Source organism: Lysobacter sp. A378 (assembly GCF_054052125.1).
Genome location: NZ_JBSVRK010000004.1, coordinates 82,070 through 94,999 on the forward strand (window position 1 = coordinate 82,070; position 12,930 = coordinate 94,999).

The following is a 12,930-nucleotide window of genomic DNA, read 5'->3' on the forward strand; positions in this document are numbered from 1 at the left end:
TAAAAAAACTCTCCCCCGCCTGGGCTGCGGGAGAGAGTCGGATCAGCTGTTCCGGTATCGGGTACTAATCAGATTATTGGCGCCGGGGTGGCCGGCATCGGCTTGGGCGCGGCTGGCTTGCGGGACGCACGCCGTGCCGGCTTCTTGGCCGTGCCACTGTCGGCTACTTTCTTGACCGCCGGCTTGCTGGCCTTCTTCGCTGCCGGCTTGCGGGCTACTGCACTCTTCTTGGCTGCTTTCTTGACGGCGGGTTTCTTTGCCGTGGCCTTCTTCACTGCTTTCTTGGCCGTAGCTTTCTTGGCCGTAGCTTTCTTCGCGGCGGGCTTCTTCACGGCCTTCTTGGCTGTAGCTTTCTTGGCCGTGGCTTTCTTCGCGGCAGTTTTCTTTACTGCTTTCTTGGCCGTCGCCTTCTTCGCGGTGGCCTTCTTCACGGCCTTCTTGGCAGTGGCCTTCTTGGCGGCGGCCTTCTTCACGGTCTTCTTCGCCGCAGATTTTTTGGCTGTGGCCTTCTTTACCGCCTTCTTGGCTGCCGGCTTCTTGGCAACGGACTTCTTCACCGCCTTTTTGGCAGCTGACTTCTTGACGACCGCCTTCTTCACTGCCTTTTTGGCAACAGGCTTCTTGGTCGCTGCCTTCTTGGCAACCTTCTTCGCCGCCGGCTTGCCGGCAACCTTGGTTGCCGCCTTCTTGGCAGCGGGTTTCTTCTTCGCAGCTTTCTTCGTGGTGGCCATGTTGATGACTCCTCGTCAGTGGTCTATCGGTAAATACAGCCCAGTACCAAGTAATGCCGTGGGTACATCCCACGACCAGCCGCCGGTGCAAGAAGACGCTCCGGAACGGATTCGAACCAGCCCCACGCAACACCGGACTTGACGACTGCAACGCCGGGAAAACAAAAACCCGATTCGCCGTTGACGAACCGGGCTGATTGCGATGGACCTGTTGCAACGACGTGATGCGTTTCCCGCCAGGGACAACAATGCCGCGGCCACCATTTCGATTGACGTGATGGAGGCCCGACTTGTTGCACACGTTGTTGCGTTGGCTTTGCTCACTCTCTTCCGCAGTAAGTGTCTGCTGGGCAAAACCTAATCACGGACTTTCAAGCTGTCAACAATTGCGCACGATCGATTTATCCAAGTGACGTCGCCGACCCCTTCAACCAAGGCATCTGGCACGCACGTTCAAGCCGACACACGCAACGCCGTTTTGCATGACGCATTTTTGCTGGCATGCAGGAAGCCATATGCAGTACGGCTTTCAATGACGCTCCCATGCCGCGCGTCGGTGCAGTTGGCAATCGACGCATCGCGCCGGAAAATTCAAGTGGTGATATTTTCACCACACAATCGTCGCATCCAAATCTGAAGCCAATCCATCGCGCCACCGCATTGCACAAGCACAAGTGCGCCGAAATGCGCGAAGGTTTCAACATCGCGTGAGCACCGATGTCGGCTTGTCCGCGATGTCCATCGACAAAAAAACCCGCGTCGGTAACGACGCGGGTTCGGGTAAGCCAAGGCGTCGATCAGTGATCGTCGTCTTCAATCAACTCGCCGTATGCGTCGGGGTCGAGCAGCTCTTCCAGCTCGTCGCGATTCTCGACCTCCAGGGCGAAGATCCAGCCTTCGCCGAATGCGTCTTCGTTGATGGTCTCGGGCTTGTCGGTCAGCGCATCGTTGACCGCGACCACGGTGCCGGTGACCGGCGCGTAGATGTCCGATGCAGCCTTGACCGACTCGACCACGGCGCAGGGGTTGCCGGCCTCGATGCGGTCACCGATGTTCGGCAACTCGACGTACACCAGGTCACCCAGCAGTCCCTGGGCGTGGTCGGATATTCCCACCGTGACCCGGCCGTCGTCTTCGGCTCGGGCCCATTCGTGGGTTTTCTGGAACTTCAAGTCGCCGGGGATCTCACTCATGACAATGCTCCGCTGCTACGGCTGATGGGATGAAGGGGCAAATAGTGTAACCAAGGGTGGGTGCCGCGGGGTGTCCCGAGACACGGATTGCCGGTCGGCTCACGCCAATACCCCATCCTGGGCCTGGCCGTCGCGCACGAACGGGAACTTCACCACCCGGACCGGCACTTCCTTGCCACGGATGTCCACGCGCACGTTGCCGGCACTGCCAAGCGACACCTCGCCAGCAGGAATCCGGGCAAACGCGATCGCCTTGCCCAGGGTGGGTGAAAAGGTGCCGGAGGTGATTTCGCCGTCGCCATGGTCGGTCAGCACTTTCTGGCCGTGACGCAACACCCCGCGGTCGTCCATCACCAGGGCGATCAGCTGCCGGGGCGCGCCATCGGCATGTTGCCGCTCGAGCACGTCGCGACCGATGAAGTCACGGCCCTCGTCGAGCGATACGGTCCAGCCCAGTGCGGCTTCGTAGGGCGAGACCTCCTCATCCATGTCCTGGCCGTACAGGTTCATGCCCGCCTCCAGGCGCAAGGTATCGCGGGCACCGAGGCCGGCGGGTTTCACGTCGGCGGCGAGCAAGGCGTCCCACAAGGCAACGGCGCGACCCTGCTCCAGCACCAGCTCGAAGCCGTCCTCACCGGTATAGCCGGTGCGCGCCAGGAACACCTGGGTGCCGTTGGCGGTGCGGGTATCGGTCGCGGAGAATTTCGCGAGCTTGCCGACCCGCTCGCGCTCGCCCTCTTCCAGCAACCCGAGCACCGTATCCCGCGCCCGTGGGCCCTGCACGGCCACCAGGGCCAGGTCCTCGCGCTCGGAGACACGCACGTCAAACGCCTGCGCCTGCGCGTTGATCCAGGCCATGTCCTTGTCCCGGGTGGAAGCGTTGACCACCAGGCGGAAGAAATCCTCGGCCATGAAATAGATGATCAGGTCGTCGATGACACCGCCGCGCTCGTTGAGCATGCAGGTGTACAACGCCTTGCCCGGCTTCTTCAGCTTGTCGATCGAGTTGGCGACCAACTTGCGCAGGAACTCTCGGGTGCGCTCGCCATGCAGGTCGACCACGGTCATATGGCTGACGTCGAACATGCCCGCCGTCTTGCGCACCGCGTGATGCTCGTCGATCTGGGAGCCGTAGTGGATCGGCATGTCCCAGCCGCCGAAGTCGACCATCTTGGCGCCAAGCGCACGATGGCTGCCATTGAGGACCGTTTGTTTCAAAGCCGTCGTCTGGGTCATGACCAATCCTGATGAAAGGGGAAGCCAGTCATTATCCCAGAGACGCGAACATTTTCGGGGCAGGTTGTCCCCGCCGATGACGCCACCGATCAACCGGCCGATTCGACCAGCAGGGTCATGTCCGAGCTGCCGACGATTCGCACCGGCACGCCGACCGGCAGATCCGGACCGCTGACATCCCAATAGGCGTCGGCGATCTGCACCCGTCCGTGGCCCTGCACGATCGCCTGCTGCAATGGCACCACCTGGCCGACCAGCGCATCGGCGCGGCGATTGAGGTTCGGCCGGTCGCTTTGGCGCCCGCGACCACGAAACCGGACACGATAGATCTGGATCGACACGAAGCTCAGCACCACGAACGCGGTTATCTGTGCCAGCAACGGCATATCGAACAGCAACACCAACACGAACACCGCCGCCGCCGCAAACCCCAGCCAGAGCATGAACGCACCTGGCGCGAGGGCCTCAATGGCGAACAACGCCAGTGCGACCGCTCCCCAGCTCACCGCCTGCCAGTCCCAATGCATGGCTCAGCCTCCAACCCGCATCGGCGGCACCGGGCGATTGCCGGGCTGCTGACCCAACGCGTCCTTGGCCAACTCGGCGATGCCGGCCAGCGAGCCGATCACGCCGGCCGACTCCATCGGCATCAGCACGAACTTCTGGTTCGGCGCTTCGGCCAGTGCCTTGAACGCCTCGATGTATTTCTGCGCGATGAAGTAATTGATCGCCTGCACGTTGCCCTGCGAAATCGCGTTGGACACCATCTCGGTCGCCTTGGCTTCCGCCTCGGCCAGCCGCTCGCGCGCTTCCGCTTCACGGAAAGCCGCTTCGCGCTCGCCCTCGGCATGCAGGATCGCGCCCTGTTTCTGGCCCTCGGCTTTCAGGATCTCGGCCTGACGGAAGCCCTCGGCTTCCAGGATGTTGGCGCGTTTCTCGCGCTCGGCCTTCATCTGCCGGGCCATCGCCTCGACCAGGTCGCGCGGCGGGGCGATGTCCTTCAGCTCGATGCGGTTGACCTTCAGCCCCCACGGATGGGTGGCCTGGTCGACGGCGACCAGCACCTTGGCGTTGATCTCGTCACGACGCGACAGCGATTCGTCCAGGTCCATGGAGCCGATCGAGGTGCGGATGTTGGTCATCACCAGGTTGAGCGTGGCGATCTCCAGCTGCGCGACCTCGTAGGCCGCCTTGGCCGCGTCGAGTACCTGGAAATAGACCACGCCGTCGACCTTGACCACGGCGTTGTCCTTGGTGATGACGTCCTGGCTGGGCACGTCCAGCACCTGCTCCATCATGTTGATCTTGCGGCCGATGTCCTGGTAGACGGGGATCAGGAAGTGCAGGCCCGGCGACAGCGTGTGGGTGTACTTGCCGAACGCCTCGACCGTCCACTCATAGCCTTGCGGCACCATGCGTACCGCCTTGAATACCATCACGACGCCGACGACCAGCAGCACGATGGCGAGTATCGATCCCAGTGTCATTCCCTGTTCCCCTTGTCTGAAGGGACGAGTATAGGCACAGCTGCTTGCCCCGCGCGGATCAGGGCGCGGAGGTCGCCGCTGGGCCTTCCGTCTGCGCCGGCTCGACCCATTCGGCAAACACCGCATCGATATCCGACGCCGCCACCTGGTGCCCTTGTTCGAGCTCGGCCGCCTGGGCAAACAACGGCATGATCATCGCCATGCCATCGATTCCGGTCTTCATATGCGCGCCATTGGTGGACAGCAGGTCCGACCAGCGCGCACGTACCCCGGCCCAGAAGTCGGCGGTAGCGGCCCAGTAGGTGTAGGCGGGCTGGAAGTCGACATCGGTGGTCCTGACGTAATCGTTGAAGCCGAACTCGCGGGCCAGTTCGACCTGGCTGCCATCCGCCTCGCGCCGGACCTTGGTGTTGAACTGCTCGTGGGACCATCCGCCGGGAGTGATGGTGTGCCGGTTGATCACCGCCAGCGCGTTGTAGTCGCTGCGCCGGGTGTACTCGCGTCGCGGCAACGGGCGCCAGCTGGTATCGCTGGTCCAGGTGGAAATGCCTTTGGCATGCTGCCATTCACCGGTGCCGCAATAGCGCGGGGCGTCGCTGACCTCGTACACGCATTGGGTCCAGGCGCCGCGGGTCACGTCAGCGGGAATCGCATGCACGGTCCAGGTCTGGTCGGCGCTGAACTCGAACCGCTGCGGCGCCTCGTACACCCAATCCTGACGCCAGTGCTTGGTGACGTGGCCGCTGCGGGCGTCGACCAGAATATGCTGCAACACGATCCTGTCGGGTGCGTCCTCCACCACGATCACTGTCTCGCTGCCGCCGCTGCGCATCGCCGGCGCACGTTCGTATCCAGGTTGGAGCAACACGGTCTCGTCGAAGGCGAAGTCGACCAGGTATTCGCCCTGCATGGCGAGGATGGCGGCACGGTCGGCAGCAGGGCTGGACACCGCCGCGATGGCCGGCGTTGCCACCAGCCCGGTGAGGGCGGCCAATGCCGCCGATAGCAGGATGGTCATGGGTTTTGCGGACATGGGTTTCGTGGACATGGGTTCTGTGGAAACAGGGTTCAAGGACATGGGTTTCTCCAGACAGGATCGAAGCGGCGTCACCACTGGAAGGCCACGCTCACGGAAAGGTTGCGGCCGGGACTGGTGTAGCGATCCAGCGTGCGGCTGGTAGCAGCGACCGCCGGCACGTCACCCGATTGCCAGTACTTGCGGTCGGTCAGGTTGAACACACCAACGTTGACCTTCGCCCCGGGAGCAAAGCGCCAATGGGCCAGCAGGTCGAACACGCCATAACCGCCTTGCCCGTACAGCGCCGGATCGGACAGGTGATCCTTGCGCCCGACGAAACGGCCGGCCAGCTCCACGCCACGGTCATGGCGGTCCCAGGCCAGCCCGAGGGTGGCGCTCAGCGGGTCGACCGAGTCCAGCGGCACGTCCTCGCTGCGGTTGTCACCGCGCGCATAGGCCGCCGCCCCACGCAGCGACCATCCCTGCAGGCCATCGGCCAGCGCGCCAAGCTCGACCCCGGCCTTGAGCTCGAGGCCACGAATGCGCGCATCGGCGACGTTCTGCGACTGGAAGACCATCAGGCCGGCATCGTCGAAACCGATGAGGCGGTACGACTCGATGAAGTCGTCGTAGCGGCTGTCGTAGCCCGCCAGGCTGGCGTGGACGGCTTCGCCGGCGAAACGAAGGCCGAGCTCGATGCCGTCGCTGGTTTCCGGCTTGAGGTCCGGGTTGGCGATGGCGGTGTAGCCGAACATCAGGTTGGTGAACCCGATGTTGACATCGTTGTAGGGCGGCGAGCGGAAGCCGCGCGAATAGCCGCCAAACAGCGACCAGTCCGTGGAGAAGTGCCAGACCGCTCCAAGCTTGGGCGACAGATTGGTCTCGGTCAGGCCACTGACCCGCACGCCTGGATTGTCTTCGGCGAAGATGTTGTCCAGGCGCGGACGCAGTTCGTAATGATCGATCCGCAACGCCGGCACCAGGCGGAAGCTGCCATCGGCGAAGTCGATCTCGTCCTGCAGGTAGAGCGCGGCAGTGGTGGTACGGCTGATCGGGAAATCGCGTACCGGAAACACGTCCGGCAGCATCGCGTTGCTGACCGCGCCGGTATCCAGGTTGTGCACGCGGCCGTCGCGTTTTTGCCGCGTTTCAGTGCGCGCCAGGTCCAGCCCGTAGCTCAGCGCATGCTCCACCCGGCCGGTGCTGAACGACTTGCGCGCGTTTGCCTGGAGCCCATACAGACGCTGATCGAAATCAAATTCCCGCGCGCGCAGTTCGTTCACGCCTGCGGCGGTTCGGCGCCGTTCGATGCTGTCCTGGGTGGTCTGGCTGTCCTGGCGATAGAGCTGCCAGTCCAGGGCGTCGGCGAAACCGGCATCCAGTGCATCCAGCTCGTGACTCAGCGATATGCGTGCGCGTGATTGATGGTCATCACCGAGGACCTGCAGGTTGTTTGCGCCAGTCAACGATTGCAGCCCCCGAGAGGTCAGCACATCGGTCTGCGCATCGTCCTCGTTGCCCTCGACCGTCAACCGGAAGCGCTGCGACGCATTGGGCGCGAACACCAGTTTGGACAGCAGGCTGCGGCCATCACGATGTTGCGGGTTGGGCGCGGTACGCGAGCTGCCCTCGCTGTGGTCACTTCCCTGGTTTTCGGCTTCCCGGCCCTGCCGATGGCCGGCAGCGACCATGCCCGACCAGCGCTCGCCAGCGAACGCCGCGGTAGCGCTACCGGACAAGGCATTCCAGCTGCCCTCATGGCCGATCTTGAAACCGAAGTAGGCGGTCTTGCCGTCGCGCAGGTAATCCAGCGGATCGCGGGTGATGAACGACACCACCCCACCAAGCGCGTCGGAGCCGTAGAGCGAACTGGACGGCCCGCGTACCACCTCGACCCGTTTCAGGGTATCGAGATCGACGAAGTTGCGGTTGGCGTTGGAGAAGCCGCCGATCGCAAATGCATCCGCCACCGGGATGCCATCGGTCTGGATGCGCACCCGATTGCCATCCAGGCCGCGGATGCGGATGCCGCCGATACCGAAGCGGCCAAACTCCGCGGGCACGCTGATGCCGGGCTCATAACGGAACAGGTCCCTCAGGTTGTTCGCCAGGATGTCGTCCATCCGCTCACGCTCGATCACGTCGACCGTATTGGGCACATCGACAATCTGGCGCGTTGTGCGGGTGGCGGTCACCACCACACGATCCAGTTCAGCGGCAACGACCGCAGCTGTGGCCTGGGAAGACTGGTCACTGGCAACGGCAATGCCGGGCAACGCCAGGCACAGGGCGAAAAACAACGGATGGGGCAGCATATCGGGCTCGCTCGGAAAGAATGATGGCGAGCTGGCTTGCGGCGGATACCGGTGGCGGGCGACCTGGGAAATATCGTCGTGCAGCCGCGCGGTGTGGCCACCGCGGGACAGGCAACCGTGGAAAGGGAGCTACTTGGTCAGGATCAACTTGTCGTTACGCGTATGGCGCAGGCGATAGACCTCGCCACCGTGACGGATCAGCACTTCGCGCGCGCCGCCGAGCAACGAGTCGCTGTCGAACTGGCCAGGCGCCAACGACGCCGGCGCTTGCGGCCGGAACGTCTGGGGGAAGGAAACCGGGTTGGCGATGCGTGACTTGAGCTGGACATCCGGCGAATGGGCCAACGAGAACTGCGGGCGCATGGGCATTACTCGATCAGGATTGACTGATGATGATAATCATTCTCATTTGAGAATCAAGCGGTACCGTATCCCCCCGCTCAGGCCGCCACGACGCGTACCTTGTGCCAGCACGTCTCGTCCAGCCGCTCCAGCAGTTCGATGGCCTGCAGGTTCTGCAACAACTGCTCCACCCGGCTGGCACCGAGGATCACGCTGGACACGTGCGGGTTACGCAGACACCAGGCGATCGCCAACGGTGCGGGAGCCACATCGAACTCGGCCGCCAGCGCGGTGAATTTCCGGGCACGCTCGATCCGGTGCTGTTCGGGCTCGCCGATCGCCAACTTGCGCAGCCAACCGTTGTCCTGCCGGCCCAGCCGGGTCTGCTCGGGGATGCCGGCGTTGTACTTGCCGGTGAGCAGGCCGGACGCCAGCGGCGACCAGGTGGTGATGCCCATGCCGTATTCGGAATACAGCGGCGCGTATTCCAGCTCGACCCGTTCGCGATGGAACAGGTTGTACTGCGGCTGTTCCATGGTGGGTGCGTGCAGGTGATGATTACGGGCGGCCTTGTGCGCCTCGCGGATCTGCGCTGCAGACCATTCCGAGGTGCCCCAATACAGCACCTTGCCCTGGCGGATCAACGCGTCCATCGCCCACACGGTCTCCTCGATCGGGGTATCGGGATCGGGACGGTGGCAGTAGTAAAGATCGAGATAATCGACGCGCAGGCGCTTGAGCGCATCGTGGCAGGCGTCGGTGACGTGCTTGCGCGACAACCCGCGCTGGGTCGGTCGCGGGGCGTCGGTGGCACCGAAGTACACCTTGCTGGACACGCAGTAGCCATCGCGCGGCAGCCGCAGGTCGGCAATGACATCGCCCATCAACTGCTCGGCCACGCCATTGCCGTAGGTCTCGGCATTGTCGAAGAAGTTGACGCCGTGATCCCACGCGGCGGCGATCAGCTCACGCGCGGTGCCACGGGGGATCTGCCCGCCGAAGGTGACCCAGGCACCAAACGACAGCGCTGACAGTTGCAGGCCGGAAGTTCCCAGGCGGCGATATTGCATGACGACGACTCCTTCTACGCGATGGCCTCAGTGTAATCCGGCAGCCGCGACCACCACGACGCCCTGCCCCGCCACGACAATTTGGACAGCGACGGGGTAGACTGCGCGGGCTTCTTCCTCCGGGGAGTAGTCCGCCCGCGTCGACGTAGCGTCGAACACATCGACACGGGAGCATGCATCAACATACTTGGCCGGCTGGCCATGGTGCATGCGGGTCGCATCCGATGATGTGGCGTGGACGAGACCGAAGGCAGGCATGCGCAGACAACCCATGGGCGGCCCCCTTCACAGGACGGCCCGGGTCGGGCGGCGCGGCCTGCTTTCGTCACCACGCCGCCCGGCCCCTGGAACTTGAAATGGATGCATTCCCGCTTGCGACCGCCCTGCTCTCGGCCGGCACCGTGGCCCTGGCAGAGATCGGCGACAAGACCCAACTGCTGGCACTGCTGCTGGCCGCGCGATTCCGCAAGCCATGGCCGATCATCGGCGGCATTTTTGTCGCGACCATCCTCAACCACGCACTTGCGGCCTGGTTCGGAACGATGGTTGCACAATGGCTACAGCCCGAGTCGCTGCGCTGGATCGTGGCGGCCAGCTTCATCGCCGTCGCATTGTGGACGCTCAAGCCCGACACACTCGACGAGGACGATTCGCCGACGCCGGCACGTGGCGCATTCATCGCCACCACCATCGCCTTCTTCGTTGCCGAGATCGGCGACAAGACCCAGGTCGCCACGGTGTTGTTGGCGGCAAAGTATTCGCCCTTGTGGGAGGTGGTGGTCGGCACCACCGTCGGCATGCTGCTGGCGAACGTGCCGGTAGTCCTGCTGGGCAGCCGGTTCGCCGATCGGTTGCCGCTCAAGGCAGCACGTTACGTGGCCGCGGCGGTATTCGCAGGCCTGGGTATCTGGGTGGCAGCGCGCGGCCTGGGGTAGCCTCCCACCAACATCCGCCACGCGCTCGCGCTATCCTCGCCGCAGGCATTGAGGGGACGCGATGGATAGCCAGCAAGGTTTCAGCGAGGCGGTAAGGACGCTGCTGTCGCGACCTGACGAGATCATGCTTGAAAGCGGCGCCAGCGGTGAGTTGCTGGTGGCCCGGCTGCGGGTGGTCATCGCCGCATTGTTGCTGTTGCTGCCGTTGGCGCATGCATTGACGGGCGGCTCGGTCGCCGAGACCCTGACCGGACTGGGCGGGGCAATATTCGCCAACCTGATTTCCCTGCTCTGGTTACAACTGGCACGCCGGCCGCGCCACTATCGCTGGCTTCCATTCGCGACCGCCGCCTTCGACGTCACCGCCACCACGCTGGTGCTGGTCGTACTGGCCACCCAGCATTTGCCTGCCGCACTCAACAGCATGGTCGTGTGGTGCTGTTACTTCCTTGCGATCCTGCTGACGGCGTTGCGAAATGACGGTCGCACTACCGTGTTTGCCGGCGTACTGGCGCTGGTGCAATACGGTCTGTTGAGCGCGCTGGTCTTTTCCGCGGCAACTTCACCGGAACAGTTGCTCTCCAGCGATTATGGGGCGATTACCGCCAGCACCCAGATCCAGCGATTGCTGCTGCTGGTGATCGTGACCCTGCTCACCGCCACGGTGGTTTACCGGACCCAACGGCTGGTGGAGATGTCCGGTACCGACGGGCTGACGCGGCTGCCCAACCGCACCTGGTTGCTGCACCGGATGCCGCGGTTGCTCCAGGCCGCCAACCAGGACGGTCACAGCCTGAGCTTGGCGTTGATCGATATCGACCACTTCAAGCGGGTCAACGATGAAGCCGGACACCACGCCGGTGACCGGGCGCTACGCCACGTGGTCAGCGTCATCCAGGAGGCGGTGGAACCGGGTGACTGGCTGGTGCGACTGGGCGGGGAGGAGTTGGTGCTGGTGATGCGGCAACCGGTAGGCACCGCCTGGGAACGGGTAGAGGCAATACGGCACGTACTGGCGGAACATCCGTTCAACCCTGAACGCGGCCAGCTCGAGCCAATGTGGTTGACATTCAGCGCCGGGATCGCCGCCAGTCCGCAGGACGGACACGACTTGTCCAAGCTGCTGCGTCGTGCCGATCAACGCCTGAAAGTGGCCAAGCGTGAAGGTCGCAACCGGGTCATCGCCCGCGAGGGCTGAGCGCGCGGCAGCGGCGCATTTCCCCTGCGCCCAAGCGCAACGCTTCACCACCACGTCATTTCCCTCTACGCTGCCCTGCAACGATGGCTCAATGCGGGCCGTGACCAAGGGAAGCAAATCTGGTGAGCCTGAAACTTCGACTGATCGTGCTGAACTTCCTGCAGTTCTTTGTCTGGGGCGCGTGGCTGTTGACCATTGGCGCCTACTGGTTCCAGAACAAGGAGTGGTCGGGCACCGGGTTTGGCGCGATCTTCTCGACCATGGGCATCGCTTCGCTGTTCATGCCCTCGTTGATGGGCATCGTCGCGGACAAGTGGATCAATGCAGAGAAGCTGTACGGCCTGCTGCACATTGGCGGGGCGGTGGTGCTGTTCTTCCTGCCCCGGGTCGACAACCCGACCACGATGTTCTGGGTGATGCTGCTCAACATGCTGTTCTACATGCCGACGATCGCACTGGCGATCACGGTGGCGTACAACGCGCTGAAGAACGAGGGCCGCGACGTGGTGAGCGACTATCCGCCGATCCGGGTCTGGGGAACGGTCGGGTTCATCGCCGCTTTATGGACGGTCAGCCTGCTGCAGCTGGAGACCTCGGCCGGTCAGTTCTACGTCGCCGCCGGCGCCTCGTTGCTGCTTGGGTTGTACGCATTCACTCTGCCACCGTGTCCGCCCAAGCTGGGCAAGAGTGAAAAGCACTCGCTGGTGGACGCGCTCGGGCTGACTTCGTTCCGGCTGTTCCGTGATCGCAACATGGCGATCTTCTTCATCTTCGCGATGCTGCTGGGCGCAGCGCTGCAGCTGACCAATGCCTATGGCGATACGTTCCTGCACGACTTCGCCAATGACGCGCGCTACAGGGACACGCTGACGGTGCGCTACCCGGCCATCATCATGTCGATCTCGCAGATCTCCGAGGCACTGTTCATCCTGACCATCCCGTTCTTCCTGAAGCGCTTCGGGATCAAGGCGGTGATGATCATGAGCATGCTGGCGTGGTTCCTGCGCTTCGGGCTGTTCGCCTATGGCGATCCGGGCGACGGCTTGTGGATGATCGTGCTGTCTTGCATCGTCTACGGCATGGCCTTCGACTTTTTCAACATCTCCGGTTCGCTGTTCGTCGAAAGCCAGAGCGACCCGAAGATACGGGCCAGCGCGCAAGGCTTGTTCATGATGATGACCAACGGTGTCGGCGCGGTGCTGGGCAGCGTGTTGAGCGGCTTCATCATCGAGCACTGGTTCACCTATCCGGACCAGAGCAAAAACTGGCATGGCATCTGGATGACCTTTGCGCTGTACGCGCTCGCCATCACGGTGCTGTTCGTGCCGTTGTTCAAGCACAAGCGCGAGTCCGCGGCGGTTGCGGACCAGCGCCGCGCCGGCGATCTCGGTGCCTGAGCGGGAGC

13 protein-coding genes and 1 riboswitch are annotated in these 12,930 nt (G+C 63.4%); of the genes, 4 read left to right on the top strand and 9 right to left on the bottom strand.

Annotated elements, in window-relative coordinates:
- Positions 1–68: 68 nt before the first annotated feature.
- Positions 69–731, bottom strand: coding sequence for a hypothetical protein (locus ACW7G1_RS13175; RefSeq protein WP_456980218.1), 663 nt, complete (start codon positions 729–731; stop codon positions 69–71).
- A 543-nt stretch (positions 732–1,274) separates the two neighbouring features.
- Between ACW7G1_RS13175 and ACW7G1_RS13180 the strand changes: the two genes are divergently transcribed.
- A complete protein-coding gene (locus ACW7G1_RS13180; protein WP_456980219.1) occupies positions 1,275–1,442 on the top strand; it encodes a hypothetical protein in 168 nt (55 codons plus the stop codon).
- A gap of 86 nt (positions 1,443–1,528) precedes the next feature.
- On the opposite strand, the gene gcvH is transcribed toward ACW7G1_RS13180, so the two are convergent.
- The 8 genes from gcvH to ACW7G1_RS13220 form a co-directional block, all read right to left on the bottom strand.
- The gene (gcvH, locus tag ACW7G1_RS13185; protein ID WP_456980220.1) at positions 1,529–1,924 is read right to left on the bottom strand and encodes a glycine cleavage system protein GcvH; all 396 of its coding nucleotides are present in this window, start codon (positions 1,922–1,924) and stop codon (positions 1,529–1,531) included.
- 99 nt (positions 1,925–2,023) lie between these two features.
- A complete protein-coding gene (gene gcvT / locus ACW7G1_RS13190) occupies positions 2,024–3,160 on the bottom strand; it encodes a glycine cleavage system aminomethyltransferase GcvT (RefSeq protein WP_456980221.1) in 1,137 nt (378 codons plus the stop codon).
- An 89-nt stretch (positions 3,161–3,249) separates the two neighbouring features.
- Positions 3,250–3,687, bottom strand: coding sequence for an NfeD family protein (locus tag ACW7G1_RS13195; protein ID WP_456980222.1), 438 nt, complete (start codon positions 3,685–3,687; stop codon positions 3,250–3,252).
- Positions 3,688–3,690: 3 nt separating this feature from the next.
- The gene (locus ACW7G1_RS13200; protein WP_456980223.1) at positions 3,691–4,647 is read right to left on the bottom strand and encodes an SPFH domain-containing protein; all 957 of its coding nucleotides are present in this window, start codon (positions 4,645–4,647) and stop codon (positions 3,691–3,693) included.
- A 58-nt stretch (positions 4,648–4,705) separates the two neighbouring features.
- The gene (locus tag ACW7G1_RS13205; RefSeq protein WP_456980224.1) at positions 4,706–5,665 is read right to left on the bottom strand and encodes a DUF6607 family protein; all 960 of its coding nucleotides are present in this window, start codon (positions 5,663–5,665) and stop codon (positions 4,706–4,708) included.
- A gap of 89 nt (positions 5,666–5,754) precedes the next feature.
- Positions 5,755–7,980 (bottom strand): TonB-dependent hemoglobin/transferrin/lactoferrin family receptor, encoded by a 2,226-nt coding sequence (locus ACW7G1_RS13210; RefSeq protein WP_456980225.1) that lies wholly within the window; start codon positions 7,978–7,980, stop codon positions 5,755–5,757.
- A 129-nt stretch (positions 7,981–8,109) separates the two neighbouring features.
- The gene (locus ACW7G1_RS13215) at positions 8,110–8,343 is read right to left on the bottom strand and encodes a hemin uptake protein HemP (protein ID WP_456980383.1); all 234 of its coding nucleotides are present in this window, start codon (positions 8,341–8,343) and stop codon (positions 8,110–8,112) included.
- Between the two features lie 77 nt (positions 8,344–8,420).
- On the bottom strand, positions 8,421–9,392 hold the full coding sequence (locus ACW7G1_RS13220) for a potassium channel beta subunit family protein (protein ID WP_456980226.1): 972 nt from the start codon (positions 9,390–9,392) through the stop codon (positions 8,421–8,423).
- 116 nt (positions 9,393–9,508) lie between these two features.
- Positions 9,509–9,675, top strand: a riboswitch (yybP-ykoY riboswitch).
- Between the two features lie 73 nt (positions 9,676–9,748).
- Between ACW7G1_RS13220 and ACW7G1_RS13225 the strand changes: the two genes are divergently transcribed.
- From ACW7G1_RS13225 to ACW7G1_RS13235, 3 genes are all read left to right on the top strand, one after another.
- Positions 9,749–10,327, top strand: coding sequence for a TMEM165/GDT1 family protein (locus tag ACW7G1_RS13225; RefSeq protein WP_456980227.1), 579 nt, complete (start codon positions 9,749–9,751; stop codon positions 10,325–10,327).
- Between the two features lie 61 nt (positions 10,328–10,388).
- The gene (locus ACW7G1_RS13230; RefSeq protein ID WP_456980228.1) at positions 10,389–11,525 is read left to right on the top strand and encodes a diguanylate cyclase; all 1,137 of its coding nucleotides are present in this window, start codon (positions 10,389–10,391) and stop codon (positions 11,523–11,525) included.
- A 122-nt stretch (positions 11,526–11,647) separates the two neighbouring features.
- Positions 11,648–12,922, top strand: a complete 1,275-nt coding sequence (locus ACW7G1_RS13235; RefSeq protein ID WP_456980229.1) for a nucleoside permease — start codon at positions 11,648–11,650, stop codon at positions 12,920–12,922.
- Positions 12,923–12,930 lie beyond the last annotated feature (8 nt).